The sequence below is a fragment of the Nocardia sp. SSK8 genome (genome assembly GCF_037034205.1).
Classification (GTDB): domain Bacteria; phylum Actinomycetota; class Actinomycetes; order Mycobacteriales; family Mycobacteriaceae; genus Nocardia.
Genome location: NZ_JBAGKD010000007.1, coordinates 75,360 through 101,232, shown reverse-complemented (window position 1 = coordinate 101,232; position 25,873 = coordinate 75,360). Strand labels below are relative to the sequence as shown.

The window sequence follows — 25,873 nt, the reverse complement described above, 5'->3', positions numbered from 1 at the left end:
TGTGGCGGCGGGGCCGTCAGCCAGCTCTGCTCACGTAGTGGGCGTGAGTCCCAGCGCGCCCTCGACGAATCGGTGCACCGAGGTGAGGCCTGCCGCGAGGGCGTCGTCCTCGCCCGGCCGGGCCCAGCCGGTGACGGTCGCGGTGTCGTCCGGTCCGGGTGTCACGCCGATCTCGGCGACCAGCTCGGCCGTCGTCGGGACGCACACCGCCCAGGAGAAGTGCGTCTCGTCGGCCCACTGCGCCGAGCGGGTCGTCACGTAGTCGGGATCGGTGATGCCGCCGTCGGCCAGCGCGGGCCGGTCATCGATGCGCTCGTCGGCCCGCAGGGCGCGCAGATACCAGGCGCCCGCGTTGATCTCGATCGGTTCCACGCCCAGCAGCTTAGCGGCGGGTCTCGCCACCTCGTTCGCCCCTGCGCGGTGGGGCCGACCGAGGACGCACGCTGGTAGGCCACCGACGCGCTGCCAGCATCGGCCGGCTCGGCGTCGAGGGAGTCTGCCGCCGATCGGACGCCGAGGTCCGGCACGACGCTGGGCGACGCGACACCACGGCGAACCGGGCGAAGGGCCATGTCTGCCGATCGGGCGCCGTCGTAGCGCGGACGCTGTGCGGCGTGACACCACGGCGAGCCGGGTCAAGGGCCATGTCTGCCGATCGGACGCCGTCGTAGCTCAGAAGCTGGGCGGCGTGACACGACCGGCGTTGCGGTGGGGGGGTCAGGCGGGGCGGAGTGTCGTGCCCAGGAGGGTGTGGACGGCGGTGCGGCCCAGGTCGAGGGCGCGGGCGAGGAGGTCGGTGTCGCGGGCGGCGCTGTCGACCGGTGGGGCCTCGGCGGGTGGGTGGATCTGGAGGGCGCGGTCGCCGAGGTCGGCGAGGAAGCGGTCTTCGACGGCCTGTTGACCGGGGCGCTGCGACCAGGCCCGGTAGGCGCCGGGCGCGATGGCGCGCAGGTAGCCGCCGCCGACGACCCGGTGCAGTAGGGGCGCGGGCGGGCGGAGTTCGTCGGTGCGGCGGGTGCGCAGGACCAGAGCATGGGTGGCGCCCGCGCGCACGGCCGTGCGGATCGGAACGGTTTCGGTGAGGCCGCCGTCGAAGTAGCTGCCGCCGCCTAGGGCGACTGGTGGTCCGGCCAGCAGGGGCAGGCCCGCGGAGGCCCGTAGCGCGGTCAGGAGCGTGGGTTTGTCGACGATGTGGGGTGCGAGGTCCACCGACCGCCCGGTCCGGATATCGGTGGCGATGGGGTGCAGGGTGGTGGGGTTGGCCAGGATCGCCGGGAAGTCCATCGGCTCGATCCCGTCATACACCCGGTGCACGAGGTAGTGCAGATCGAAGACCGGTCGTCCGCGCAGCACCCGCACCGGGTCGACCACCCGGCGCATGATCGCCGGGTCGGTCCAGGACCGCATCCCCGTCGCCGCGCGCCCGCACAGCAGCCAGGCGCCGTTGATCGCCCCCGCCGAGGTGCCGTAGACGGCGTCGAAGATCCCCGCCAGCCCGAGCTCCTCGAGCGCCTGCACCATGCCGCTGGAGTACACCCCGCGACTGCCACCGCCCTCGATCACCAGGGCGAGGCGGTGCCCGTCGGCGCGCTGACCCGACGCGCGCCGCGCCTGGATGACCTCGGTGACGGTGACCAGGTCCGGAACGATGCGCGCGGTACTCACCTGATCACGATAAGCCTGAAGACAGAAGACCCGCTGCCTGAGGCAGCGGGTCTTCAGTTTCCGTTCACGGGGGAGCCTTACTTGATCTCCGCCAGGACGGTGCCCTGGGTGATCGCGGCGCCCGCCTCGACGGACAGCCCGGTGACCACACCGGCCTTGTGCGCGTTGACCGGGTTCTCCATCTTCATGGCCTCGAGCACCACGATCAGGTCGCCCGCCTCGACGGACTGGCCCTCTTCGACGGCCACCTTGACGACGGTGCCCTGCATGGGCGCGGTGACCGCGTCACCGGAGGCCGCGCCGCCACCCGCGCCGCCGCGCTTGCGCGCCTTCGGCTTCTTACGGACGACGCCGTTACCGGCCGAACCGGCGGCCCCGCCACCGAGGGTGAACTGACCGGGCAGCGACACCTCGACGCGACGGCCACCGACCTCGACGACGACCTTCTGCCGGGGCAGATCCTCGTCCTCGTCGTCGGCGGGAGCACCGGCCGTGTACGGCTCGACGGTGTTCTTCCACTCGGTCTCGATCCACTTGGTGTAGACCTCGAAGGTCTCACCGTTGCCGACGAAGGCCGGATCCTCGACGATCGCGCGGTGGAACGGGATGACGGTGGCCAGACCGTCGACGTGGAACTCCGCCAGCGCGCGGCGGGCGCGCTGCAGCGCCTGCATGCGGTTCTCGCCGGTGACGATCAGCTTGGCCAGCATCGAGTCGAACTGACCGCCGATGACGCTGCCCTGCACCACACCGGAGTCGACGCGCACGCCGGGGCCGGTGGGCTCGGAGTAGACGCTGACCGGGCCGGGGGCGGGCAGGAAGCCGCGACCGGCGTCCTCACCGTTGATCCGGAACTCGAAGGAGTGACCGCGCGGGGTGGGGTCTTCCTTGATCGCGAGCTCTTCGCCGTTGGCGATGGCGAACTGCTGACGCACCAGGTCGATGCCCGCGGTCTCCTCGGTGACCGGGTGCTCCACCTGCAGGCGGGTGTTCACCTCGAGGAAGGACACGGTCTCGCCCTGCACCAGGTACTCCACAGTGCCCGCGCCGTAGTAGCCGGCCTCGCGGCAGATGCGCTTGGCGGAGTCGTGGATCTTGGCCCGGACCTCGTCGGACAGGAACGGCGCGGGCGCCTCCTCGACGAGCTTCTGGAAGCGGCGCTGCAGCGAGCAGTCGCGGGTACCGGCGACGACCACGTTGCCGTGCTGGTCGGCGATGACCTGGGCCTCGACGTGGCGAGCCTTGTCCAGGTACTGCTCGACGAAGCACTCGCCGCGGCCGAAGGCGGCGATGGCTTCACGAGTCGCCGACTCGAACAGCTCGGGGATCTCCTCGATGGTGTGGGCGACCTTCATGCCGCGGCCACCGCCACCGAAGGCGGCCTTGATGGCCACCGGGACGCCGTACTCCTTGGCGAACGCGACGACCTCGTCGGCGTTCTTGACCGGGTCCTTGGTGCCGGCGGCCATCGGCGCCTTGGCGCGCTCGGCGATGTGGCGCGCGGTGACCTTGTCGCCCAGATCGCGGATGGACTGCGGCGAGGGGCCGATCCAGATGAGCCCGGCGTCGAGGACGGCCTGGGCGAAGTCGGCGTTCTCGGAGAGGAAGCCGTAACCCGGGTGGATCGCGTCGGCGCCGGACTTGGCCGCGGCGTCGAGGATCTTGTCGAACACGAGGTACGACTCGGCCGAGGTCTGACCGCCGAGGGCGAAGGCCTCGTCGGCGAGCTTCACGAAGGGAGCGTCGGCATCGGGCTCGGCGTAGACCGCGACACTGGTGATTCCCGCGTCTTTGGCAGCCCGGATCACGCGGACCGCGATCTCGCCGCGGTTAGCTACGAGTACCTTCGTGATCCGTGCGCTGGCATGGCTGGGCACTGAGCCTCCTGTGTGCATTCTTTGGTCGCTTCGGGGGACGGGTCGCCGTGTAGGCCCCGTGCCCGGTATCGACAACTTTCGTCTCGGGCGAGTGTAGGCAGTGTGCCAACCCAGCTCGAACTCGGCTAGCCCTACCGTCGAGTAGGTCGCAGGTCACACTACGCGCCGGGCTGTGATGTGAACATGTTTCAAATCAACTGGTTCGCCACGCCCGGCTCGGCGCCTTGGGCCACCGGCAGCCGCACCGAGTTGCCCCATTCGATCCAGGATCCGTCGTAATTGCGCACTGACCTGCGGCCGAGCAGGAAGGTCAGGACGAACCAGGTGTGGCTGGAGCGTTCACCGACCCGGCTGTAGACGACCAGGTCCTCCTCGGCCAGCGCCCCGTAGACCGCGTCGAGCTCGGCACGCGAGCGGAATCGGCCGTCCGCGGTCGCCGCCGCTGTCCAGGGGATGTTGACCGCGGTGGGCACGTGACCGCCGCGCAGCGTCGCGTACTCCTGGGCGAGCGGCTTGCCCTCGACTTCGCCCGAGTACTCCTGGGCCGAGCGCACGTCCACCAGCGGGGCACCGAGCCGGTCGAGTACCTGCTCGCGGAAGGCGCGCGCGGTGCTGTCGTCGCGCTCGACCTCGGGGTAGTCGCCCGCGACCAGGTAGGGCAGGTCGAAAGTGGTGTCGCGTTCTTCGGAGATCCACGCGTCGCGGCCGCCGTCGAGCAGGCGCACGTCCTGATGGCCGAAGAGGGTGAAGATCCAGGCGGTGTGCGCGGCCTGGGCGTTGCCGCGGTCGCCGTAGATCACCACGGTGTCGTCGCGGCCGATGCCCTTGGCCCGCATGAGCGCGGTGAAACGCGGGCCGTCGATGTAATCGCGGGTCACCGGGTCGCTGAGGTCGCCGCGCCAGTCGATCTTGACCGCGCCGGGCACGTGCCCGATGTCATAGAGCAGGATGTCATCGTTCGACTCGATGATCTTCAAACCCGGCACGCCGATGTTTGCGGACAGCCATTCTGTGGTTACCAATCGATGCGGGGCTGCGTAGGAACCGAAGGCGGGGTGCGGATCCGGGGCGACAGGCACAGTGTGGTCCTTCACGCGAGTTGGGTGGGTGCGGCTGTAGCTGGGTCGCAGCCGATGGTAAGTGTGTGGTGGCGCATCACGAATCGACACAATGGACGAATAAAGCGCACGTGCGTCCGATAAACTCTCTGGAGAGGAGGGGTGAGCTATGTCCGATTCTTGGCCGCGACGGCGACTGCTCGCGATCCTACGTGGCGCCACCGAGCCCCTCGACGCCCAGGAACTGGCCAGGATCACCGGACAGCACGTCACCACCGTCCGCTTCCATCTCGACGTCCTCACCCGCGAATCGCTGGTGCGCCAGTTCCAGCAGCCGCCACGCGGTCGCGGGCGCCCGCGCATCGGCTATCGCGCGGTCCAGCGATCGGTCGGATACCAGGAACTCGCGCAGGTGCTGGCCGACCATCTCGGCCCCGATCCGATCACCCGCTCGGCGGCCGCCGTCGAGGCGGGCCGGGCCTGGGGTGCCCGGATGGACATCGGCGCCCAGCAGGTGGAATCGCTGGCCGACGCGCGCGACATCACCATGTCGCTGATGTCGGAGCTGGGTTTCGCGCCGGAGAAGGACCCGGTCGGTGAGACCGCCGAGCACGTGGGGATCAATCTGACCGCGTGCCCGCTGCGCGAGCTGGCCCGCTCGCACTCCGAGGTGGTGTGCGGCGTGCATCTGGGACTCATGCGGGAAGTGCTCGAGCGCAACGGCGCCCGCGGCCGGGTCGGGGTGCAGCTGCACCCGTTCGTGGAGCCGGAACTGTGCACGGCTCGGCTGGAACTCACCTACGGCGAGGAAGGGTCCGCGGCGGCGGCACCCGCGGAGGAGCGGCGGATCGCGCCCTCAGGCCCGCGCGTCCCGCCACAGCTGCGTGACACCGACGCCGACGTCTTCGAGCAGCCCGCGCAGCAGCGGTAGACCGATCCCGATCACGCTGGAGGGATCGCCGTCGATCCGGTCGACGAACCAGCCGCCCAGCCCGTCGAGGGTGAACGCGCCCGCGACCTGCAACGGCTCACCGGTGGCGATGTAGGCGTCGAGTTCGTCGGGCGCGGGTTCGGCGAAATGCACGGTGGTGCCGCTGCACTCGGCCGCCTCGCCGACGATCTCGCCGTCGCGCAGGCGCAGCACACAGTGCCCGGTCAGCAGGTCGGCGCTGCGGCCGGCCATGCCCTTCCAGCGCGCCCGCGCCACCTCGGGGGTGTGCGGTTTGCCCTGGAGCTGCCCGTCGACGAGCAGCATGGAATCACAGCCGACGATCACACAGTCGTCGGCGAATTCGGGAATCGTGGCGGCCACGTCGAGCGCCTTGGCACGCGCCAGGGCGACGACGATGCCCTCCGGTGACGTTCCGGCGGGCAGGGCCGCGGCGACGGCGTCCTCGTCCACCCCGGAGACCCGCACGACGGGATCGATACCCGCCGTGCGCAGCACTCCGAGCCGGGCGGGGGACGCCGACGCCAGAACCAGTCGGGTCACCCGCGTCAGCGCAGGTGCGACAGCATCGGGTACGCGTACGGCGAGAACGGGGAGGTGCCCCGGTGCATCAGCGTCGCGTTGCCCCAGCTGTCGCGCGGCCCGTCCTGGCCACCCGCGGGCGCCGAGGCGGCGGCCGCGGCGAGCACCGCGACCAGCGCGGCGATGTCCTGGTCGGTCGGGGCGCCCTTGATTATGCGGAACATCGGCTCGCCGACCGTCTCCGCGGGAACCTCGGCCACCGCGCTCACAGACAGTTCGACCTCTTCGACGAGCGGTTCGACGGCGAGCTCGAGCTCGGCGGCGGTCAACACGTCTTCTTCTGCCACAGTTGTCACAGTGCCAGATCCTTCCTGCACTTACTTCGATTCACAGCGCGGTTGACGCGATCATTCCCGGTAGGCGCGCAACGATCAATAGTTGCGTCCTCTGACCAAGTGTGCGCGGCCTACCGGGGTTATCGCGTTTTCAGAGCGGAATGTTGCCGTGTTTCTTCGGCGGCAGGGTCACCATCTTGCGCTCGAGCAGCCGCAGCGCCGACACGATCTGGCCACGGGTGTGCGAGGGCGGGATGACCGCGTCGACGTAGCCGCGCTCGGCGGCCACATACGGGTTCACGAGGGTGTCCTCGTACTCGTTCTGCAGCTCGAGGCGCAGCGCGTCGACGTCGGCGCCGTTCTTGGCCGCTTCCTGGAGCTGCTTGCGGTAGACGAAGCCGACGGCGCCGGAGGCACCCATGACGGCGATCTGCGCGGTCGGCCACGCGAGGTTCACATCGGCACCCATGTGCTTGGAACCCATCACGTCGTAGGCCCCGCCGTACGCCTTGCGGGTGATGATGGTGATCTTGCCCACAGTGGCCTCGCCGTAGGCGTAGAGCAGCTTGGCGCCACGGCGGATGATGCCGTTGTACTCCTGGCCGGTGCCGGGCAGGAAGCCGGGCACGTCCACCAGGGTGATGATCGGGACGTTGAAGGCGTCACAGGTGCGCACGAAGCGCGCGGCCTTCTCCGAGGCGTCGATGTCGAGGCAACCGGCGAACTGGGTCGGCTGGTTGGCCACGATGCCGACGCTGCGCCCGTCCACCCGGCCGAAACCGCAGATGATGTTCATCGCGCGCTCGGCCTGCACCTCGAGGAACTCGTCGTCGTCGAGCAGACGGCGGATGACCTCGTGCATGTCGTAGGGCTGGTTGGGCGAGTCCGGGATGATCGTGTCGAGCTCGAGGTCCTCGTCGGTGAGGGAGTCCTCGATGGCACCGGCGATCGGGTCGGTCGGCTCGTGGCGCGGGGCCTCGGCGCGGTTGTTGCTCGGCAGGTAACCCAGCAGGTCCTTGACGTAGTCGAGGGCGTCCTGCTCGCCGGAGGCCACGTAGTGGGCCACACCGGACTTGGTCATGTGGGTGTGCGCGCCACCCAGGTCCTCCATGGTGACCTCTTCACCGGTGACGGTCTTGATCACGTCGGGACCGGTGACGAACATCTGCGAGGTCTGGTCGACCATCACCACGAAGTCGGTGAGCGCGGGGGAGTACACGTGGCCACCGGCGGCGGGGCCCATGATCAGCGAGATCTGCGGGATCACGCCGGAGGCCTGCACGTTGCGGTGGAAGATCTCGCCGTAGAGGCCCAGGGAGACGACGCCCTCCTGGATGCGCGCGCCCGCGCCCTCGTTGATGCCGACCAGCGGGCGGCCGGTCTTGAGCGCCAGGTCCATGACCTTGACGATCTTCTCGCCGTAGACCTCGCCGAGGGAGCCACCGAAGACGGTGACGTCCTGGGAGAAGATGCACACGTCGCGGCCGTCGATGGTGCCGTAACCGGTCACCACGCCGTCACCGAGCGGGCGGTTGTTCTCCAGGCCGAAATTCACGCTGCGATGCTTGGCGAGGGCGTCGAGCTCGACGAAGGAGCCTTCGTCGAGCAGGGCCAGGATGCGCTCGCGGGCGGTCATCTTGCCCTTGGCGTGCACCTTGTCGACCGCGGCCTCACCCATCGGGTGTTGCGCTTCTTCCAGCCGATTCCGCAGATCAGCCAGCTTCCCGGCGGTGGTGTGGATATCGGGGGCGCCCGCCGATTCCGATGCGGGCTGCTGCTGGACACTCGTCATGGGTTGCGAGTGTAGCCACCGACACGTTCGCGCACTACGGCAGTCTTGGCTACCGGTCAGTAGAGAAAACCGCAGGTGATTGTGGTCGTGATGGTTCACTGCCGGGGCCTAGTAGCGTGCCGGGAATGAACAGGGCACCGATCGATACCCCCCGTCTGCGCAGCTCCGTCGCCGCGGCGGCACCGTCGTTCTACGACCGGATCGACGTGGTGGACTCGACCGGCTCCACCAATGCCGATCTGGTGCTGCGCGCGGTCGACCGGTCCATCGATCGCCAGGTGCTGCTGGCCGAGGAGCAGGTGAACGGGCGCGGCAGGCACCTCCGTGAGTGGGTGAGCCCGCCCCACGCGCAGATCTCGCTATCGATCCTGGTGCGGCTGCCGGGTGTGGTGCCCGCGAAGCTGGGCTGGCTGCCGCTGCTGGCCGGGGTGGCGGTGGTCGACGCGGTGCGCTCGGCGACCGGGCTCGACCCGGAACTGAAATGGCCCAACGACGTGCTGCTGCGCGGGCGCAAACTGGCGGGCATCCTGGCCGAGGTCGTCGCCGCGGGTGACACCCCCGGCGTGGTGACCGGCATCGGCCTCAATGTCGACCTCACCGAGGACGAGCTGCCGGTCCCGCACGCGACCTCGCTGCGCCTGGCCGGGCTGCCCGAGGCCGACCGCACCGCGCTGGCCGCGGCGATCCTCGCCGAGTTCGCCCGCCGGGTCAGCGCCTGGCAGCAGGCGGACTGGGACACCACCGAACTCGCCGCCGCCTACCGCGAGCGCTGCACGACCATCGGCCTCGAGGTCCGCGCGGAACTGCCGGGCGGCGATGTGGTGACCGGAACGGCCACCCGCGTCGACGACAGCGGCAGGCTGTTCATCGGCGAACGGGGGGTCTCGGCCGGTGATGTGACGCATCTGCGCGGTCAGTACCGCTGACCCGCCCGCGACCGGACAGCGACGGGCCCGGCGGATCGCGCCGGGCCCGTCGGGTGCGCCGCGCTCAGCGCGCGGCCACGCCCGCGCTCTCGCGTTCGGCCACCACGCGCTCGCGCGCCAGCAGCCGGTCGCGCTGCTCCTCGAACTTGAGTACGTCCTTCTCCAGCTTGGTGATGAACTGCGCCAGCTCGTCGCGCGCGGCCTCGGCGCGCGGACCGAAATCGGTGCGCCCGAACACATTCCACTGCTTGAGCACCGGCCGCACCACCTCGTCGAGGTGCTGGCGCAGATCGTAGATGCCGTGCTTGGCCATCAGCACGCCGTTGCGCCGCCAGTTCGGCATGCCCGCGCCGGGCATCTGGAAGTTGGTGAGCACCTTGGTGATCGCGGGCATCGCCTGGTCGGGCACCAGGTCGATCGCGGCGCCGCACAGGTTGCGGTAGAAGATCATGTGCAGGTTCTCGTCGGTGGCCACCCGCGCGAGCATGCGGTCGGCGATCGGGTCGTCGCAGACGCGGCCGGTATTGCGGTGGCTGACCCGGGTGGCCAGCTCCTGGAACGTCACGTACGCGACATTCACCAGGAACCCGCCCCAGTTGGCGGGCGCGTGCGCGCCCTGGGTCATGTGGATCATCCTGGCTTCCTCGAGCGCCACGGGATCGACGCCGCGGGTGACGACCAGATAGTCGCGGATGACGATCCCGTGCCGGTTCTCCTCGGCGGTCCATCGCCCCACCCAGGTACCCCACGCCCCGTCCTGCGAGAAGTTCTCGGCGATCTCGCGGTGATAGGAGGGCAGGTTGTCCTCGGTGAGCAGATTGGTGATCATCGCCGCCTTGGCGACCTCGGTGAGCCGGGATTGTCCTGGCTCCCAATCATTTCCGCCCATGGCGGCGAAATTGCGGCCTTCGTCCCACGGGACGTAGTCGTGCGGATTCCAGTCCTTGGCGATGGCGAGATGCCGGTTGAGATTCTGTTCGGCCACGGGTTCGAGGGCCGTCAGGATTTCGAGCTGGGTCAGATCTTTGGTCACGCGTGCCTCCACTGTCGGTGTCGAGCAAGCAGATATGGGCAAAACCTGGCAGCTAGCGTGGAATCCACAGTATCGGTTCGGCCGTGGCTTCGAGAAATGCACCGTCACAGCGCGGTACTGTGCGTTCATGGGTTACCCGGAGGATGTCCTCGCGCCCGACGAGCAGCTGATCCTGCACCGTCACCCGCACTGGAAGATGCTGGTGTGGCCGATCGTCACACTCATCGTCGCGACCGCGCTCGCCGGTTTCCTCGGCGGGCTGGCCTGGCGCAACACCGAAGGCTCGGTGCGCACGGTCCTGCTGCTGATCATCGGGCTGGCCTGGCTGGGCATCCTCGGCTGGCGCGTGGTGGCGCGGGTGATCGCCTGGAAGTCGACGCATTTCATCGTCACCGGGCGGCGCGTGCTGGTGCGCCAGGGCGTGATCACCCACACGGGCATCGACATCCCGCTCAGCCGCATCTCCAGCGTGCAGTTCCGGCACGGCGTGCTGGACCGGATGCTGGGCACCGGCACCCTGATCATCGGATCCTCGTCGGAGGAGCCGCTGGAATACGACGACATCCCCCAGGTGCAGCAGGTGCACTCGCTGCTCTACCACCAGGTCTTCGAGGCCGACCGCTCGCACGGCGAGCAGCATTGGGGCACCGGGTATCGGTGAGCTGTCCGCCCGCCGGAGTCCAGACCACTTAACCTGGGCACATGACCGCAGTACTGCTGGCCGAAGACGACGAGGCCATCGCCGCCCCCCTTTCCCGGGCGCTGGGGCGTGAGGGCTACACCGTCACCGTCGAACGTTTCGGCCCCGCCGTGCTGCGCCGCGCCCTCGAAGGCGACCACGACCTGCTGATCCTCGACCTCGGCCTGCCCGGCATGGACGGGCTAGAGGTGTGCAGGCAGGTGCGCGCCTCCGGCGCCGATCTGGCGGTGCTGATGCTCACCGCGCGCACCGACGAGGTCGATTTCGTGGTGGGCCTGGACGCGGGCGCCGACGACTACGTGGGCAAGCCGTTCCGGCTGGCCGAACTGCTGGCCCGGGTGCGAGCACTGTTGCGGCGCAGTGGAATCGGCGACGACGCGGTGGAGGTCGGCGGCATCCGGCTGGAACCGGCGGCGCGGCGCGTGCTGGTCAACGGGGCCGAGGTGAACCTGGCCAACAAGGAGTACGAGCTGCTCAAGGTGCTCATCGACCGGGCCGGTCAGGTGGTGCCGCGCGAGACCATTCTGCGCGAGGTCTGGGGCGATGCCGATCTGCGCGGCTCCAAGACCCTCGACATGCACATGTCCTGGTTGCGCCGCAAGATCGGCGACGAGGGGCCGATGGCCGAACGCCGCATCGTCACCGTGCGCGGGGTCGGCTTCCGGTTGAACACCGACGCGCCCTCGGGCGCGAGCCGGAGCTGACGGCTCGGTGCGCCGCCGCATCCTGCGCTCGATCCTGACCGTGCTCACCATCACCACGGTCGTGCTCGGCGTCCCGCTCATCTACACCGCCTGGCTCTGGGTCGAGGACATCACCCGCAACGATCTGCAGAGCAGGCTCGAACGCGTCGCCGCCGAGGTGATCTCCCAGGAGGGCGGCGACGGCACCGTCGCCGACGGCCTGGACGTGCGGGCGATGGCCGCGCTGGTCCCCGAGGGCGGCAAGCTCACGATCGTCTACCCGGCCCCGCACGACAATGCCGCGCGCACCGATATCGGGGTCGCGCACGTCGAGGACCCGCTGGTGGAATCGCTGTCCATGGGCACCTCCGGCTCATTGCGGCTCGAGGTGCCCTCGGGGCCCATGCACGCGCGGCAGGAACAGGCCGTGGCCGCGGTCGCGCTGGCGGTGCTCGCCTCGCTCGGCGCCGCCTTCTCGGTGGCGGTGGTCACCGCGCGCCGGGTGGCCGATCCGCTGCGTGATGTGGCCGCCCGCGCCGCCCGGCTGGCCATGGGCGATTTCCGGCCCGACCCCCGCAGGCACGGCATCGCCGAGCTGGACCGGGTCTCGGACGTGCTCGACTCGGCCACCGTCGAGATCGCGGGCCGCCTGCAACGCGAGCACGCGCTGGTCGCCGACGTCTCCCATCAGCTGCGCAGCCGCCTGACCGCGGTGCGCCTGCGCCTGGACGAGCTGTCCACCCACGCCGACCCCGAGGTGGTGCACGAGGCCGAGGAGGCGATGGCCCAGGTCGACCGGCTCACCGACGCCATCGACGAACTGGTGCGCGCCTCGCGCGACGAGGACGCCGCCGACCGCGACCCGATCCCGGTGATGGCCGAGCTGCGCGGGGTGGTGGCCGAATGGGCCCACCCGTTCACCGAGGAGGGCCGCGAACTGCGCCTGACCGGCGACGAGTCGCTCCAGGCGCCGATCACCGGCTCCCGGCTGCGCGAGGCCGTCGCGGTGCTGGTCGACAACGCCCTCATGCACGGCGCGGGTACCTGCACGGTCTCGGTGCGCACCGTCCCGACCATGAGCTCGCGCGACCCGCTGATCTGCGTGGAGGTCGCCGACGAGGGCGAGGGCATCCGCGACGAGCTCGCCCCGCACGTCTTCGACCGCGGCTTCTCGGCGGGCGGCTCGACCGGTGTCGGCCTGGCACTGGCCCGCGCTCTGGTGGAGGCCGACGGGGGCAGGCTGGAACTGCAGCGCCGCCGTCCGGCGCTGTTCGCGGTGTTCCTGGGGTCGAAGGTCAACCGGTCGTCAACCGCGACCCTGCCCGAGCCGCGCTAACCGCGCCCGAGGTGTTCCTGCTCTTCTTCGATCAGGTCTTCCAGCTCGGCGACGATCTCGTTCATCTCGTCCGGGAAGACCCAGCGGCGCATCGCCCAGAACCGGAACGCCATCTGCAGGAAGTTGCCGATCACGAACGCGCTGACGAAGTCGGCGATGTTCTCGGTCAGGAAGCTCACATCGGGCTGGCGCAGATCGAGCACGTAACTCGAGATCCACAGCGGGATATTGCTCAGCACCACGCCGATGCCGCTGACCCCGAAGAACAGCAGCGCCTCGTGATGTTTCTCGCGTCCGCCACGATTCTTGAACGACCATTCCCGGTTCAGGATGTAGGACGCGATCACCGCGACCACGCCGGAGATGATCTTGGCGGTGACCGGCTTCTCGGCCAGAACCGTCCATTTCAGGAGGTAGAACAGGCCGCTGTCGATCACGAACGTCGTCGCTCCGACGATGGCGAACTTGATCAGCTCACGGTGCCGATACGCGGTTTCGCGCAGGCGCGGGGGAAGGACGCTGACCACGTCGTCGACGATTGACACGAGTTCCGAGTGTACCGGTCGCAAAGATTCGCTTTCGACATGACAACATTGCACGACGTGAGTGCACGTTCGTTCGATCCGTCTGCCATGCCCACCGTCACGATGGTCGGTGGTGGCCAGCTCGCGCGCATGACGCACCAGGCCGCCGTCGCCCTCGGCCAGCGTCTGCGGGTGCTGGCGACCGCGCCCGAGGACCCCGCGGCGCAGGTCACCCCCGATGTCGTCTTCGGCAGCCACGACGACCTGGCCGCGCTGCGCAAAGCCGCGGTCGGCTCGCACGCGCTGACCTTCGACCACGAACACGTGCCCACCGAGCACCTGGACGTGCTGGTCGCCGAGGGGGTGAACGTCGCCCCGCCGCCGCAGGCGCTGATCTTCGCCCAGGACAAGCTGGCCATGCGCACCAAGCTGTCGGCGCTGGGGCTGCCGGTGCCCGCCTTCGTCGAGGTGACCGCGCCCGCCGACGCCATCGCCTTCGGCGACGAGCACGGCTGGCCGTTCGTCCTCAAGGCCGTGCGCGGCGGCTACGACGGCCGCGGGGTGTGGATGCCCGCCGACGCCGCCGAGGCCGAGCGGCTGGTCACCGACCAGCTCGCGCACGGGGTGCAGCTGCTGGCCGAGGCCAAGGTCGACCTGAAGCGCGAGCTGTCGGCCATGGTGGCGCGCTCGCCGTTCGGTCAGGCGGCGACCTGGCCGGTGGTGGAGACCGTGCAGCGCGACGGCCAGTGCGCCGTGGTCATCGCCCCCGCCCCCGACCTGCCCGAGGACCTCGGCGCCCGCGCGGAGACCATGGCGCTCGAGCTGGCCGCCGGGCTCGGTGTGGTCGGCGTGATGGCCGTGGAGCTGTTCGAGACCCACGACGGCGAGATCCTGATCAACGAGCTGGCCATGCGCCCGCACAACTCCGGCCACTGGGGCATGGACGGCGCCTGCACCGGCCAGTTCGAGCAGCACCTGCGCGCGGTGCTGGACTACCCTCTCGGCGACACCACCCCGCTCGCCCCGGTCACGGTGATGGCCAACATCCTGGGTGCCGCGCAGGCACCCGAGATGCCCATGGACGAGCGCCTGCATCACCTCTACGCCCGCCTGCCCGAGGCCAAGGTCCACCTCTACGGCAAGGGCGAGCGCCCTGACCGCAAGATCGGGCACATCAACATCCTCGGCGAGGACGTCGCCGCGACCCGCGAGAAGGCCGAACGCGCCGCGCACTGGATGTCCCACGCCGTCTGGACCGACGGCTGGGACCCGCACGGCGAGTAACCGCCCACCCCCTTCGAGAGGAACCCACACAGTGAGCACGAACGGTCCCCAGGTCGGCCTGATCATGGGCAGCGATTCCGACTGGCCGACGATGGAGGCCGCCGCCGAGGCGCTGGCCGAGTTCGGCATCCGCTTCGAGGTCGGCGTCGTCTCCGCGCACCGCACCCCCCAGCGCATGCTCGACTACGCCCGCGACGCCGCGTCCCGCGGCCTCCAGGTCATCATCGCCGGCGCGGGCGGCGCCGCCCACCTCCCCGGCATGGTCGCCTCCGCCACCCCCCTGCCCGTCATCGGCGTCCCCGTTCCCCTGAAGTACCTCGACGGCATGGACTCCCTGCTCTCCATCGTCCAGATGCCCGCGGGCGTCCCCGTCGCCACCGTCTCCATCGGCGGCGCCCGCAACGCCGGGCTCCTGGCCGTCCGCATCCTCGCCGCCCACGACCCCGCCCTGCGCACCCGCATGGAACAGTTCCAGTCCGGCCTCGAACAAATGGTCCTCGCCAAAGACGAAGCCCTCCGCACCAAGCTCCTCGGCTGAGCCCACCCGCCGTGGCGGTCAGCGCCCCAGGTAGGTCTTCACTGCCGCCACGGCGATCTCGCGGACCACGGCGCAATCGCGTCCCGCGATATCGAGCACTTCCACGTAATCCGTGGGCTCCCCGTCCCACCCCGGCCGGACGAAGGGCTGGGCGACACCGGCGAAGGCTGTGATCGTGCAGTAGGTGTTCGCGCCGGGCTGCTCGTAGGCCGGGACGCCCGCGAGCTGGAGCATGCGGGCGTCCGGCGGCGGCTGGTCGATCAGGACCCTGATCGCGGTGGAGGTCCCCACGATGTAGCGGTTGCTGTCGTCGGGCTCGCGAACGCCGAGCGAATAGTCACAGGTGGAGGGGTTCAAACCGGACAGGAACAACGGCTGTTCCGGCGGATACAGTGTGTCGAGAAACGAACAGGGGTCCCCGAGCGGAACGGCACGGCTGGGCGGATCGTCGAGCAGCGGCACCGCCTCGGTGACGATCGCGTGCAGGGCGGGGCAGGCACTCGCGGTGTTGTCGCCGTCCGCGGTGAACGACATCGCCCGCTCCTCGTTGTAGATCACGGCGATCGAGCAGCTGGAACCGCTGTCGTGCGGCCCGTTGCCGACCCGCGACCCGTACATCGTCTTGGTCCCACCGAGCACCGGCTGGATCGACATCGACACGTTCACCTTGGTCACCGGGCCCGTGCGGTCACCGATCAAGACCTGGCAGTCGCCGAGACTCTGATCCGGACCGGCGTAGGTCACTGTGCCGAGTTCTCGCGTGGCAGCGCCGTTGATGAGTGCGCACAGGTCGATGCGGCGGGCCGCGTCCTGTTCGCCCATCGAGGCCGCGGCGCCGTCGAGCGGGTTCCCGAACCTGTCGATGAGCGAGCCGCGGTACCGGGCGTTCTCCGGGACCGCCGTGCCGACGAGGTCTCCGCAGCCCGTCAGCAGCATCATCGCGCCCGCGACGATTGCCGCCGCGCGCACTTTCCCTGCGCGCCTCATGCCGTCGCCCCGAACAGGCGCATCGCGGCGGGCCGGATCTGCTCGGTGGTCGAGCACAGCCCGGTGATGTTCACGATCGGCTGGACTTTCGCTCTGGAGACCTCCTCGACCCCGGTGGCCGGATCGAGTTCCGGGCCGACGGAGAAGGTTTCGATGCAGGTCGGTGGGGGAATCGTCTCGTCCCGGTGGATGAGTACCGGGATCCCGTCTACGGAGATCACATAATCTGACGCGCGGAAGGATTCCAGTGGCCGCCGCGTCAAACCGAAGGTCACCAGGACCGATTCGGCGACATCGTCGTTGTCGTCGACCATGAAGCTGCACCCGAGCGGTTCGAAGTCCACGAGCAGTCGCGACAGCCGCACCTGCAAGGGCAGCGCGGCCACGATCTCGCACGGGTTGTGGGTCAGCAGCTCGATCTCGGACACCGGGGTCGCCGCGGCCGAGCGACGGGGAATACGGTCGTCGCGGAACGCGGTGGCGATAGCGGTGACCAGACGCTCGGCAAGCCCGCAGCCGAACTCCGAGCTGTCGAAGCTCGACGAGGAGACCATCGCGTAGGCGACGGTGGCGATCTCGACGACATCCTGTTGTCCGGACCCCGTGTCCACGATCGGGAACCGCAGCGGCACCTTGTACTTGCAGTTCCCGTAGCTGTCCGGGCCCAAGGCGACGACCGGTTCCCCGGCGATCTGCCGCGTCGGCTCTGTGTTCAGCGGGGGATTGTGGTCGAGATCGATGTAGAGATACGACGGGTTGCGCGCGCCGTTCGGCGTGAACCGAATCGCGCACTGGGCGAGCTCGGTACTGGGACCCAGCAGCGAGATCGTGCCCGCGGCGTCGAAGTACGCGCGATCGACGAATCCACACGGGTCCACCGAGCGCACCTGGTCGAGGGTGTCGAAGGTCTGCTTGTCGGCGGCGGTGACGGGGACCCCGAACGCGGTCGGCGCGGCGGCTCCGGTATCCGGCCCCGCCGTCCCAGTGACGGTGGTCGAGCACGCGCTGACCGCGGCCATCACCACCGCCAGCACCGACAGCCCGAATCTGGATCTCATCATCTACCCCCACCTGGTCGAAACGTCGAGCGAGACGATACCCAGCCGCCGGTCGGCTGGTGTGCTCCCGGTTCGGGGCGGTGGCTACCGTTGACTCCCGTGGCACACGATGACGCGGCGCAGTTCAGGCTCACGGTGGTGGATCAGGCGTTGCGGTTGTTCGCCGAGCGGGGGTATGAGGCGACGACGGTGGACGAGATCGCGGTGGCGGCGGGGATTTCGCGGCGGACGTTCTTCCGGCAGTTCCGGTCCAAGGAGGACGTGATCTTCGCCGATCACGAATTCCAGCTCGCCACCGCGCAGGAGTTCCTGGCGCGGGCGGGCGGGGATCCGTGGGATGCGGTGTGCGAGGCCGTGATCGGAGTGTTCGAGCGGTTCACCCAGTGGCGGGACATCGCCGCGCGCCGGTATCAGGTGGTGCGCCGGGTGCCCGCGCTGCGGGAGCGCGAGATCGTCACGGTGTTCCGCTACGAGCGGCTGTTCACCGAGTTCCTGCGCGAGCGACTGCCGGAGGTGCCGGATCTGGTGCGGGTGCAGTTCACCGCGGCGGTGACCGCGACGCACAACTATCTGCTGCGCCGGATGGTGCGCGGGGAATCGGGGGCCGAGGTGGGTGATCTGCGTGCCGAGCTGGCCGCGATCCCGCGCGGCAGACGGACGGTTTCCGGGCCCGACGAGCTGGTTCTCGCGGTCTTCCCGCGCGACATGCCGCCGCGTCAGGTCGCCGACCTGCTCACCGCCCGGCTCGATAATCTGTGAGCGTCCCCGCACCAAAGTGACGTATCGACGGCACTGAGTGCCATCGACATATCCCCATGTAGCGACAGAGTGCCGGGCGTATAATCTGCGATGGACTGGCACTCAGTGCCGACGAAGACGCGCTGTCGACCGCAGCGATCACCACCACGACCAGGAGTGTGCCCGATGGCGGGAAACCCCGACTTCAACCTGTTCCAGCTCGAGGACTTCCACGATGAGCTCCGCGGTGCCATCCGTGGTCTGTGCGAGAAGGAGATCGCTCCCTACGCCAAGGACGTCGACGGCAACGCCCGCTTCCCGGAGGAGGCGCTGACCGCCCTCAACGCGGCCGGTTTCAACGCCGTGCACGTGCCCGAGGCCTACGGCGGCCAGGGTGCCGACTCGGTCGCCACCTGTATCGTCATCGAGGAAGTCGCCCGCGTCTGCGGCTCGTCCTCGCTGATCCCGGCCGTCAACAAGCTCGGCACCATGGGCCTGATCCTCAACGGCTCCGAGGAGCTGAAGCAGAAGGTCCTCGGCGACCTCGTGAACGGCAAGATGGCCTCCTACGCGCTGTCCGAGCGCGAGGCCGGTTCCGACGCCGCCTCCATGCGTACCCGCGCCAAGGCCGACGGCGACGGCTGGATCATCAACGGCTCCAAGTGCTGGATCACCAACGGCGGCAAGTCCGAGTGGTACACCGTGATGGCCGTGACCGACGCCGACAAGGGCGCCAACGGCATCTCCTCGTTCATGGTCCACAAGGACGACGAGGGCTTCGTCGTCGGCCCGCTCGAGCACAAGCTGGGCATCAAGGGTTCGCCCACCGCCGAGCTGTACTTCGAGAACTGCCGCGTCCCCGGTGACCGCATCGTCGGCGAGCCCGGCACCGGCTTCAAGACCGCGCTGCAGACCCTCGACCACACCCGCCCGACCATCGGCGCGCAGGCCGTCGGCCTGGCCCAGGGCGCGCTGGACGCCGCGATCGCCTACACCAAGGACCGCAAGCAGTTCGGCAAGACCATCGCCAGCTTCCAGAACACCGAGTTCATGCTGGCCGACATGGCGATGAAGATCGAGGCCGCCCGCCTCATGGTCTACACCTCGGCCGCCCGCGCCGAGCGCGGCGAGAAGAACCTCGGCTTCATCTCCGCCGCCGCCAAGTGCTTCGCCTCCGACGTGGCCATGGAGGTCACCACCAACGCCGTCCAGCTCTTCGGCGGCGCCGGCTACACCACCGACTTCCCGGTCGAGCGCATGATGCGCGACGCCAAGATCACCCAGATCTACGAGGGCACCAACCAGATCCAGCGCCTGGTGATGGCCCGCCAGATCCTGCGCTGATCTCACTCTGACGCACGGTCCTGTGGCCCTCGGCGGATCTCCCGCCGGGGGCCACTGCTGTCCGGTCTACTTCCGGCCGAGTAGTTTTCGCCAGCCGGAGCGGCGGGGCGGCTCGTCGGTGACGATCGATACCCGCGCGCCTTCGGGGATGAATCGGGCCTGGTTGTGGATCTGACCTGCCATGCCGACCGCGGTGGCGAAATCCATCACCTCCACATTGTCCGCCCTCAGCTCGCCACCGAGGACGGGTGGATGGGTGAAGTCGTAGATCTGATCGGGTGCGGGCACCGTGCCGCGTGCCGCGAGCTCGGTGACCAGTTCGGTACGCAGCAGGCGTGACTGTTGTTCCGGGTCGTTGAGAGCGGCTTCGCATTCCTCCACGGTCGCCCATGCTCGAGTCAGTGAGCCTTCGACGATGTCGAGCAGCCAGACGCCGTCCGCGCTGGTAAGGAAGACGTCACCGAACAACGAAGTGAAGACCGGCTGTTTACCCTCGAGCCCGATCCACTCCCAGTCGGCCAGCGCGACGGCGAATTGTTCGTCGCCGAACTGGGCGATGCGAGGTGGCGCTTCGCGCGGTGTCGTGTCGGCGCCGTGGAACTGCGCGACCAAGTCGAGGAAGGTCCAGATGTCGCCGGTGGTATACGTGCCGGGCTCCATCGAGCCGCCGAGGAACGGGTACGGCGTAGGGATGTAGACCTGATCCTCGCCGAGTGGTCCGAGCAGCGCGCGGATTTCGGCGACGTGGTCGGGGAGCAGCACATAGGCGGCGAATCCTGGGTCGCGGAGCACGGTGTCGGCGAATTCCTCGATGCTCGGGAACCTGCCGTAGCTCTTGGCGGCCGCCGTGAACGGATGCAGCACGGCGAACTCGCCCCCGGCCTCGGCCAGGAAGACGTGCCCGAGATCGGAATAGCCGACGATCGCTTCGAACTGTGGAAACTGTGCGGCCCAGCCCGGGGCCGCTTCGACGGCACGGACAGGTCGGATCAGTCGGAAGAACTCGGTGCTCATCGATATATCAAAGCAGCACAGAGACTTTCGTACGTATGGGCTCCTACGCGCTACCTTGACGGGTATGGGTCGCAGAAAGGGTGCCACGCATCGGCGGTGGGGTACGCCGGAATCGGTGTACGTCTATCCGACCCCGCGCGGCTGGCGGCACTCGGTGGTGTTCGTCGACGGTGGGCGCCTCTGCGGGAACCGCTGCCACAGGTGGTGCGGTCGATCACCGGAGGCTCGGTCCGTGTCGTGCGGCCGATCATGCCGATCACCAGGTGGGTCACGGTGTTCGGTGCGGCGGTGACGGGGATGGCCGCGCTCGGCAGGCAGCGGGCCGATGTCGCCGACCAGTTGAGCACGGTGGTCGGCGTCATCGAAACGGCGCTCGGCGATGTGCGGATGGCTTTCCATGTCGAGCTGTCACCCGACGACTACGGCGTGTGCGCAGCCACGGATTTCGTCTTCTTCTCCCGGTCGCACGCGGCCCGGCTGCTGATCTTCGTTATCGATTGACCTCACGCGACCAGGTCGGCGTATTCGCGGTGCTCGGCGATGTACTTCTCGACGTACCAGCAGGTGGGGACGACCCGATAGCCCGCGGCGCGGGAGTCGTCGAGGCCGTACTTGACCACGTCGGCGGCGACGCCGCGGCCCCGGTACTCGGGGAAGGTCATGGTGTGGTGGAAGTCGCGGACCTTGGCGTCTTCGCGTTCGGCGTAGTCGGCGTAGCCCGCGAGGACGTCGTCGTGGTAGATCTCGTAGCGGGTGTCGGCGACGTTGTGTTCGAGCCTGGTGGTCATACCGGATGCTAACCCGCGGCCGCCGCGCGATGTTCCTACAGGATCGCGCCGGGGTTGAGGATGCCGGTGGGGTCGATGGCGTGTTTGATGCGGCGGGTCAGCTCCATCACCTCGGGGCCCACCTGGTCGGGGAGCCAGCCCTTCTTGAGCCTGCCGACGCCGTGTTCGCCGGTGATGGTGCCGCCCAGGCTGATGGCCAGGTCCATGATCTCGCCGAAGGCGCGGTGCGCGCGGGCGGTGTTGTCGGGGTCGGTGGGGTCGTGCACGATCAGCGGGTGGGTGTTGCCGTCGCCCGCGTGCGCGATCACCGAGACCAGCACGTCGTTGCGTTCGCTGATGGTGGTGATGCCGGTGATCAGTTCGCCGAGCCGGGGCAGCGGCACGCCGACGTCCTCGAGCAGCAGCGAGCCGATGCGCTCCACCGCCGGGATGGCGAAACGCCGTGCGGCGGTGAAGGCTTCGCCTTCGGCGGGATCCTCGGTGTGGAATACCTCGCTCGCCCCGGCCTTCTCACACAGCGTCACCATCAGCTGCGCCTCGTGCCCGGCGAACTCGCCCGGCGCGTCGGAGCGGGCCACCAGCAGCGCGGCCGCGGTGCGGTCCAGGCCCATCCGCATCTCGTCCTCGACGGCGTTGATGGCCACCGAGTCCATGAACTCGAGCATGGCGGGCCGCAGCGTCGAGGTGATGGCCAGGATGGCGTCGGTGGCGGCGGTCAGTGAGCCGAAGCTCGCCACCACGGTGGCCTGCGGCGGCTGGGCGGGCAGCAGCCGCAGGGTGAGTTCGGTGATCACGCCGAGGGTGCCCTCGCTGCCGACGAACAGCTTGGTCAGCGACAGGCCCGCCGAGTCCTTCAGGCGCGGCCCGCCGAGGCGCACCGGCGTGCCGTCGGCGAGCACTACCTCCATGCCGAGCACGTAGTCGGTGGTCACGCCGTATTTCACACAGCACAGCCCGCCCGCGTTGGTGGCCGCGTTGCCGCCGATCGAGCACATCTCGAACGAGGACGGGTCCGGCGGGTACCACAGCCCCTCCGCCGCGACGGCCCGCTTCACCTCCGCGTTGAGCAGCCCGGGTTGCACCACCGCGGTGCGTGTCACCGGGTCGACGTGGATCTCCCGCATGAGCTCGGTGCTGAGCACGATCCCGCCGTCCACCGCCGTCGCCCCGCCCGAGAGCCCCGACCCCGCGCCCCGGGGCACCACCGGCACCCCGTGCGCGTGCGCCCAGCGCAGCGTGGCGGCCACGTCCTCGGTGCTCCGGGCCCGCACCACGGCCAGCGGCGTTCCCGCGTCGGGATCTCGCGCCCAGTCCTGCCGATACCCCGCCAGCACATCCGGGTCGACCACCACCGCCCCCGCCGCGAGCGAATCGACCAGCGCACCCAGTTTCGCGTCCACCCTGCAACGCTAACCGCCGTCGCCCGCCGGGTCAGGCGATCGCCACCCGCCGGTGCGCGGGAATATCGGAAGACGGCCGCCACCAGCGTGTACTGGTCCGCCGACCAGATGGGTGTGCGTCATAACGATGCGCAGTCGGCATGGTTGTGATTCGGCGCGCCCGGTTGGTGTTTACGGCGTCCGAGCGGTCACAATGCTCCAGACGGTGTTTCCGGCGGGTGGATTGCCGGAGTGTCCCCGTGTTTCGCGTTCTGCTCCACGGTGCGCCGATGCGCATCGATCACGCGGTGCCCTTGTGCCGCACCGTTTTTCGCAGGGAGGACCGGATGATGCAGGAATCGCAAGACCGAAGCGAGCTCGTCGGCGCCCTGCTGGCGGCGGAGTACGCCGACGCGGGAATCGATATCGACGCGATGCGGGCCGTCCGCGCCGGTGAGCACGGCGAATGGCTCGCGGCGCTGGAGGCGACCGGCCTGTTCGGCCACACCGCGCTGAACGAGATCGCCCTCGCCTGGGCCCGCGACCCCAAGACACTGCGCGATGCCCTCCTCGCCGAGGCCGACGAATTCACCCGCCGCCGCTGCCTGGCGGCCTGGGCGGCCCTCGAGGCGCGCCCGGCGGCCGTGGTCGGCGGCTGACGGCGCGGACCGCCCGCCCCGCACCGCGTTTGCCGTCTGCTCATCTGCGCGACACCTGCCGCTGGCAGGGTGGCCGGGTGGAGCAGCTCACGGACTCGGTGGCCGATCGATTCAGCCGCTGGTGCGCGGCCGTGGTCGCCCGGCTGCCGTGGGGCCTGGCCCGCTACGTCCCGGCCACCTTCCTCGGTTTCGCCCTGATCAACAGCTTCACCTTCGGCGTCGACCTGGTCCTGCTCACCGTGCTGCACGGCGCCGTCGGCCTGCCGATCTGGCTGTCGATCACCCTCGCCTACATCGCCGCCTTCGGCCTGAGCTTCCTGCTCAACCGCACCTTCAACTTCCACTCCCACGCGCCGGTCGGCAGGCAGGCCGCGGTCTACGCGGTGGTCGTACTGATCAACTATCTGGCCTTCATCCTCGGCGTCGGCTCCGGCCTCACCGCACTGGGCCTCGAATACCATCTGGCCCGCCTCGTGGCCGGTGCCTGCGAGGGTGTCTATATGTACTGTGCCCTGCGCTGGATCGTGTTCCGGGGCGCACCCGTCCTGAGCAAGGTGTGATCGGTCAGTGCGCGCCGCGCAGCACTTCGGGGTGTTCGCCGTCGACGAGGACCACGTCGGCGTCGGTGAGTGCCCAGTGCGGGGTGCCCGCGGCCTGGTATCTCGCCAGGAGTTTCGCGGATTCGCCGTCCGGGTCGGTGGGGGAGTCGAGGTGGACGACGAGGTGACGGTCGACCAGGCCGAGGCCGTCCCAGCGCGGGGCGGTGCCGGTGGCGGGCAGGACCTCGCCGGGGTCGTCCATCGTCTCGAGACCGTGCAGGTCGGGGCCGAGCAGGCAGGCGCCCGCGCTGTAACCCGCGTAGACCAGGGCGTCCTCGGCGAGTAGCGCGGGGAGTACGGAATCGGCTCCGCTGCGGGCGAATTGGGCGCGCAGCACGAAGGTATTGCCCCCGCGTACCCACACCAGCGGGTAGGAGCGCAGGGCCTTCTCCAGCTGCGCGGGCTGTCCGGCGTAGTCGCGCAGATCCAGCACCTCGGGTGAATAACCCAGGGCCTGAAGGGGTTTCACGTCGCTGGTGACCGCCGACGACCACGCCGCGGGCCAGGCGTCGCACGCGTTCGGGATCACCGCCACCCGTCCCGGCTCGCCCACCAGCGCGGCGAGCCGGTCGGCGAAGGCGCCGAATCGATAGGAGGCCAGGAACAATCGCATCAGATGGTGAAGGCGAGGTTGCGCACCAGCCGGTCGCCGAGGGCCGGATCGCCCTCGATGCCGACCTGGTCGAGATGCGCGTCGCCGCTGGTCCGGCCGCCGCGCAGGCGAGCGAACAGGCCCGAGTCCAGGCGGATCACGGTGGTGGGATCGCCGTCGGGCTCGTCGAGCAGCACGCCCCGCCCGTCGATCACCGCCACGTGCACCTGCCTGGTCACCGGACCGGTGAGGTCGAGCGTCACCCGCGCGCCCTCGGGTGCCTTGGCGCCCTTCACCACCGCCCGGCCCAGGCCGAGGGTGAGCTCGGCGAAGGCCGTCTCCGCGCGCTCGCCGCCCTCGGGGACACTGCGGCCGATGCCGTCGGCGAGGTCGAGCTCGTGCATCCAGCAGTCGAACAGCCGCACCCGCATGAAGCGCCCGTAGGGCACCTGCCCGACCGGCGAGACCGTCGGCTCGGCCCAGGCCGCGTCGTCGAGCGCGACCAGCGCGGCGCGGCGCTGCTCGGTCACCTCGTCGAACAGCGCGAGCAGGCGCTTGCCCGGGAGCGGGCGCAACCGGTCGACCCAGATCTCGTTGAGCACCGCCACCTCGTTGCGCACGTGCGGCAGCGTGCGCACATCGGTCTTGGGGCGCAGCGGGTCGTGCGGGGGCGGGGTCTGGCCGAGCAGCCAGGACTCGGTGCCCACCACGTGCGCGACCACGTCGAAGATCGTCCAGCCGGGCAGCGGGGAGGGCCTGCGCCAGGCGTTCTCGTCCAGGTCGGCGACCAGGGCGGCGATGGCCTCCCACTGCTGGGCGAGCAGGTCGGTGAGGTGCTCGCGGTCCGGCGTGCGCTCGGTCATCCCTGTGTTCCTTCCGCGGACGGCGAGGATTCCGCGTCCAGTGCGGTCAGGCCGGCGCGGATCGCGGCGGCGGTCGAGTTCGGTTCGTAGGGTCTGCGTAGCAGGAAACCCCGGGCGAAGGCCAGTTTGTCGCCGTGCTTGCGGGGCACCACGTGCAGGTGCACGTGGCCGACGGTCTGGAAGGCCGCGGTGCCGTCGTTGAGGATGAGGTTGGCCCCGTCGCTGGCCAGGCCGCCGCGGCGCAGGGCGCGGGCCAGCCGGTGGCCGGTGCGGAAGAGGTCGGCGCCGGTCTCGGGCGCGAGGTCGTCGAGCTCGGTGGCGTGCTTCTTGGGGACGATCAGGGTGTGTCCCCGGGTGATCGGACGGATGTCCAGGAAGGCGCAGACCGCGTCGTCCTCGTAGACTTTGGTGGCCGGTGCGGTCCCCGCAACGATCCGGCAGAAGACGCAGTCGTTCACGGACTCGACCCTACGGTGTGGTGTGGCCCGCGCAACACCCCGAGGCTCGACCGGGCATGACGCGCGTCACGTTCGTGTGCGCCGATCCTTGCGTCGAGCTGGTCCGATTTGCCGGGACATGTTGTGGACGCTCGTCCAACTATCCGCTGTGACAGGCATCTCCGCTAGGCTC

At 69.5% G+C, this 25,873-nt stretch carries 29 protein-coding genes; 12 read left to right on the top strand and 17 right to left on the bottom strand.

The genetic code is table 11. The annotated features are described in order from the left end of the window. Nucleotides 1-30: 30 nt before the first annotated feature. The 4 genes from WA675_RS15435 to WA675_RS15420 form a co-directional block, all read right to left on the bottom strand. Nucleotides 31-372 (bottom strand): hypothetical protein, encoded by a 342-nt coding sequence (locus WA675_RS15435; RefSeq protein WP_336085122.1) that lies wholly within the window; start codon nt 370-372, stop codon nt 31-33. Between the two features lie 345 nt (nt 373-717). Beyond that, nucleotides 718-1,665: a patatin-like phospholipase family protein gene (locus WA675_RS15430; protein WP_336085121.1), complete on the bottom strand. Its 948-nt coding sequence runs from the start codon at nt 1,663-1,665 to the stop codon at nt 718-720. A 77-nt stretch (nt 1,666-1,742) separates the two neighbouring features. Then, nucleotides 1,743-3,542 (bottom strand): acetyl/propionyl/methylcrotonyl-CoA carboxylase subunit alpha, encoded by a 1,800-nt coding sequence (locus WA675_RS15425; RefSeq protein WP_336085120.1) that lies wholly within the window; start codon nt 3,540-3,542, stop codon nt 1,743-1,745. 188 nt (nt 3,543-3,730) lie between these two features. Then, nucleotides 3,731-4,621, bottom strand: coding sequence for a sulfurtransferase (locus tag WA675_RS15420; protein WP_336085119.1), 891 nt, complete (start codon nt 4,619-4,621; stop codon nt 3,731-3,733). A gap of 148 nt (nt 4,622-4,769) precedes the next feature. On the opposite strand from WA675_RS15420, the gene WA675_RS15415 reads away from it, so the two are divergent. Continuing rightward, on the top strand, nt 4,770-5,531 hold the full coding sequence (locus WA675_RS15415) for a helix-turn-helix transcriptional regulator (protein WP_336085118.1): 762 nt from the start codon (nt 4,770-4,772) through the stop codon (nt 5,529-5,531). On the opposite strand, the gene WA675_RS15410 is transcribed toward WA675_RS15415, so the two are convergent. From WA675_RS15410 to WA675_RS15400, 3 genes are all read right to left on the bottom strand, one after another. Then, nucleotides 5,457-6,092 (bottom strand): Maf family protein, encoded by a 636-nt coding sequence (locus WA675_RS15410; protein ID WP_336085117.1) that lies wholly within the window; start codon nt 6,090-6,092, stop codon nt 5,457-5,459. The two genes, WA675_RS15415 and WA675_RS15410, sit on opposite strands and share 75 nt — an antisense overlap. A gap of 5 nt (nt 6,093-6,097) precedes the next feature. Beyond that, nucleotides 6,098-6,427: an acyl-CoA carboxylase epsilon subunit gene (locus WA675_RS15405; protein ID WP_336085116.1), complete on the bottom strand. Its 330-nt coding sequence runs from the start codon at nt 6,425-6,427 to the stop codon at nt 6,098-6,100. A gap of 130 nt (nt 6,428-6,557) precedes the next feature. Further along, entirely contained in the window at nt 6,558-8,198 is a 1,641-nt protein-coding gene (locus tag WA675_RS15400; RefSeq protein WP_336085115.1) for an acyl-CoA carboxylase subunit beta, read from the bottom strand. Nucleotides 8,199-8,323: 125 nt separating this feature from the next. Between WA675_RS15400 and WA675_RS15395 the strand changes: the two genes are divergently transcribed. Continuing rightward, entirely contained in the window at nt 8,324-9,124 is an 801-nt protein-coding gene (locus WA675_RS15395) for a biotin--[acetyl-CoA-carboxylase] ligase (protein ID WP_336085114.1), read from the top strand. A 64-nt stretch (nt 9,125-9,188) separates the two neighbouring features. Here the strand turns inward: WA675_RS15395 and WA675_RS15390 are convergent, their stop codons facing one another. Beyond that, nucleotides 9,189-10,157, bottom strand: coding sequence for an acyl-ACP desaturase (locus tag WA675_RS15390; protein ID WP_336085113.1), 969 nt, complete (start codon nt 10,155-10,157; stop codon nt 9,189-9,191). Nucleotides 10,158-10,284: 127 nt separating this feature from the next. On the opposite strand from WA675_RS15390, the gene WA675_RS15385 reads away from it, so the two are divergent. Genes WA675_RS15385 through WA675_RS15375 form a run of 3 tightly spaced genes read left to right on the top strand, consistent with a single transcriptional unit; the run spans nt 10,285 to nt 12,876 of the window. After that, nucleotides 10,285-10,818, top strand: a complete 534-nt coding sequence (locus WA675_RS15385; protein ID WP_336085112.1) for a PH domain-containing protein — start codon at nt 10,285-10,287, stop codon at nt 10,816-10,818. Nucleotides 10,819-10,859: 41 nt separating this feature from the next. Beyond that, a complete protein-coding gene (locus tag WA675_RS15380) occupies nt 10,860-11,561 on the top strand; it encodes a response regulator transcription factor (protein WP_336085111.1) in 702 nt (233 codons plus the stop codon). 7 nt (nt 11,562-11,568) lie between these two features. Next, nucleotides 11,569-12,876, top strand: a complete 1,308-nt coding sequence (locus tag WA675_RS15375; RefSeq protein ID WP_336085110.1) for a sensor histidine kinase — start codon at nt 11,569-11,571, stop codon at nt 12,874-12,876. Here WA675_RS15375 and WA675_RS15370 read toward each other — a convergent pair. Then, nucleotides 12,873-13,421 carry a GtrA family protein gene (locus WA675_RS15370; protein ID WP_336085109.1) on the bottom strand — a complete coding sequence of 183 codons (549 nt, stop codon included), beginning with the start codon at nt 13,419-13,421 and terminating at the stop codon, nt 12,873-12,875. The two genes, WA675_RS15375 and WA675_RS15370, sit on opposite strands and share 4 nt — an antisense overlap. Nucleotides 13,422-13,460: 39 nt before the next feature. Here WA675_RS15370 and WA675_RS15365 point away from each other — a divergent pair, with 39 nt between their 5' ends. Together WA675_RS15365 and purE are read left to right on the top strand one after the other, a co-directional pair. Next, the gene (locus WA675_RS15365) at nt 13,461-14,684 is read left to right on the top strand and encodes a 5-(carboxyamino)imidazole ribonucleotide synthase (RefSeq protein WP_336085108.1); all 1,224 of its coding nucleotides are present in this window, start codon (nt 13,461-13,463) and stop codon (nt 14,682-14,684) included. A gap of 31 nt (nt 14,685-14,715) precedes the next feature. Continuing rightward, nucleotides 14,716-15,222: a 5-(carboxyamino)imidazole ribonucleotide mutase gene (gene purE / locus WA675_RS15360; protein WP_336085107.1), complete on the top strand. Its 507-nt coding sequence runs from the start codon at nt 14,716-14,718 to the stop codon at nt 15,220-15,222. 18 nt (nt 15,223-15,240) lie between these two features. On the opposite strand, the gene WA675_RS15355 is transcribed toward purE, so the two are convergent. Both WA675_RS15355 and WA675_RS15350 read right to left on the bottom strand, forming a co-directional pair. Next, the gene (locus tag WA675_RS15355; RefSeq protein WP_336085105.1) at nt 15,241-16,191 is read right to left on the bottom strand and encodes a hypothetical protein; all 951 of its coding nucleotides are present in this window, start codon (nt 16,189-16,191) and stop codon (nt 15,241-15,243) included. Nucleotides 16,192-16,205: 14 nt separating this feature from the next. Next, nucleotides 16,206-17,270, bottom strand: coding sequence for a hypothetical protein (locus WA675_RS15350; protein WP_336085103.1), 1,065 nt, complete (start codon nt 17,268-17,270; stop codon nt 16,206-16,208). Nucleotides 17,271-17,366: 96 nt separating this feature from the next. Here WA675_RS15350 and WA675_RS15345 point away from each other — a divergent pair, with 96 nt between their 5' ends. Then, nucleotides 17,367-18,026 (top strand): TetR family transcriptional regulator, encoded by a 660-nt coding sequence (locus WA675_RS15345; RefSeq protein ID WP_336085102.1) that lies wholly within the window; start codon nt 17,367-17,369, stop codon nt 18,024-18,026. 165 nt (nt 18,027-18,191) lie between these two features. Further along, nucleotides 18,192-19,349 carry an acyl-CoA dehydrogenase gene (locus WA675_RS15340; RefSeq protein ID WP_336085101.1) on the top strand — a complete coding sequence of 386 codons (1,158 nt, stop codon included), beginning with the start codon at nt 18,192-18,194 and terminating at the stop codon, nt 19,347-19,349. 66 nt (nt 19,350-19,415) lie between these two features. Here the strand turns inward: WA675_RS15340 and WA675_RS15335 are convergent, their stop codons facing one another. Beyond that, complete coding sequence (locus WA675_RS15335; RefSeq protein ID WP_336085100.1) at nt 19,416-20,450, bottom strand: T6SS immunity protein Tdi1 domain-containing protein; 1,035 nt, start codon at nt 20,448-20,450, stop codon at nt 19,416-19,418. Between the two features lie 162 nt (nt 20,451-20,612). Here WA675_RS15335 and WA675_RS15330 point away from each other — a divergent pair, with 162 nt between their 5' ends. Beyond that, the gene (locus WA675_RS15330) at nt 20,613-20,864 is read left to right on the top strand and encodes a hypothetical protein (RefSeq protein ID WP_336085099.1); all 252 of its coding nucleotides are present in this window, start codon (nt 20,613-20,615) and stop codon (nt 20,862-20,864) included. 2 nt (nt 20,865-20,866) lie between these two features. On the opposite strand, the gene WA675_RS15325 is transcribed toward WA675_RS15330, so the two are convergent. Together WA675_RS15325 and WA675_RS15320 are read right to left on the bottom strand one after the other, a co-directional pair. Next, nucleotides 20,867-21,151 (bottom strand): GNAT family N-acetyltransferase, encoded by a 285-nt coding sequence (locus WA675_RS15325; RefSeq protein ID WP_336085098.1) that lies wholly within the window; start codon nt 21,149-21,151, stop codon nt 20,867-20,869. Between the two features lie 35 nt (nt 21,152-21,186). Beyond that, the gene (locus WA675_RS15320) at nt 21,187-22,551 is read right to left on the bottom strand and encodes an FAD-binding oxidoreductase (protein ID WP_336085097.1); all 1,365 of its coding nucleotides are present in this window, start codon (nt 22,549-22,551) and stop codon (nt 21,187-21,189) included. Nucleotides 22,552-22,877: 326 nt separating this feature from the next. Between WA675_RS15320 and WA675_RS15315 the strand changes: the two genes are divergently transcribed. Together WA675_RS15315 and WA675_RS15310 are read left to right on the top strand one after the other, a co-directional pair. Next, on the top strand, nt 22,878-23,189 hold the full coding sequence (locus WA675_RS15315) for a hypothetical protein (protein ID WP_336085095.1): 312 nt from the start codon (nt 22,878-22,880) through the stop codon (nt 23,187-23,189). 77 nt (nt 23,190-23,266) lie between these two features. Then, nucleotides 23,267-23,749, top strand: coding sequence for a GtrA family protein (locus WA675_RS15310; protein WP_336085093.1), 483 nt, complete (start codon nt 23,267-23,269; stop codon nt 23,747-23,749). 4 nt (nt 23,750-23,753) lie between these two features. On the opposite strand, the gene WA675_RS15305 is transcribed toward WA675_RS15310, so the two are convergent. From WA675_RS15305 to WA675_RS15295, 3 genes are read right to left on the bottom strand one after another with little or no spacing between them, the layout of a single operon-like run. Next, nucleotides 23,754-24,401, bottom strand: a complete 648-nt coding sequence (locus WA675_RS15305) for a Type 1 glutamine amidotransferase-like domain-containing protein (RefSeq protein ID WP_336085092.1) — start codon at nt 24,399-24,401, stop codon at nt 23,754-23,756. Further along, nucleotides 24,401-25,243, bottom strand: a complete 843-nt coding sequence (locus WA675_RS15300; RefSeq protein WP_336085091.1) for a maleylpyruvate isomerase family mycothiol-dependent enzyme — start codon at nt 25,241-25,243, stop codon at nt 24,401-24,403. The genes WA675_RS15305 and WA675_RS15300 overlap by 1 nt, the downstream gene beginning before the upstream one ends. After that, nucleotides 25,240-25,701 (bottom strand): HIT family protein, encoded by a 462-nt coding sequence (locus WA675_RS15295; RefSeq protein WP_336085090.1) that lies wholly within the window; start codon nt 25,699-25,701, stop codon nt 25,240-25,242. The genes WA675_RS15300 and WA675_RS15295 overlap by 4 nt, the downstream gene beginning before the upstream one ends. Nucleotides 25,702-25,873: the final 172 nt, after the last annotated feature.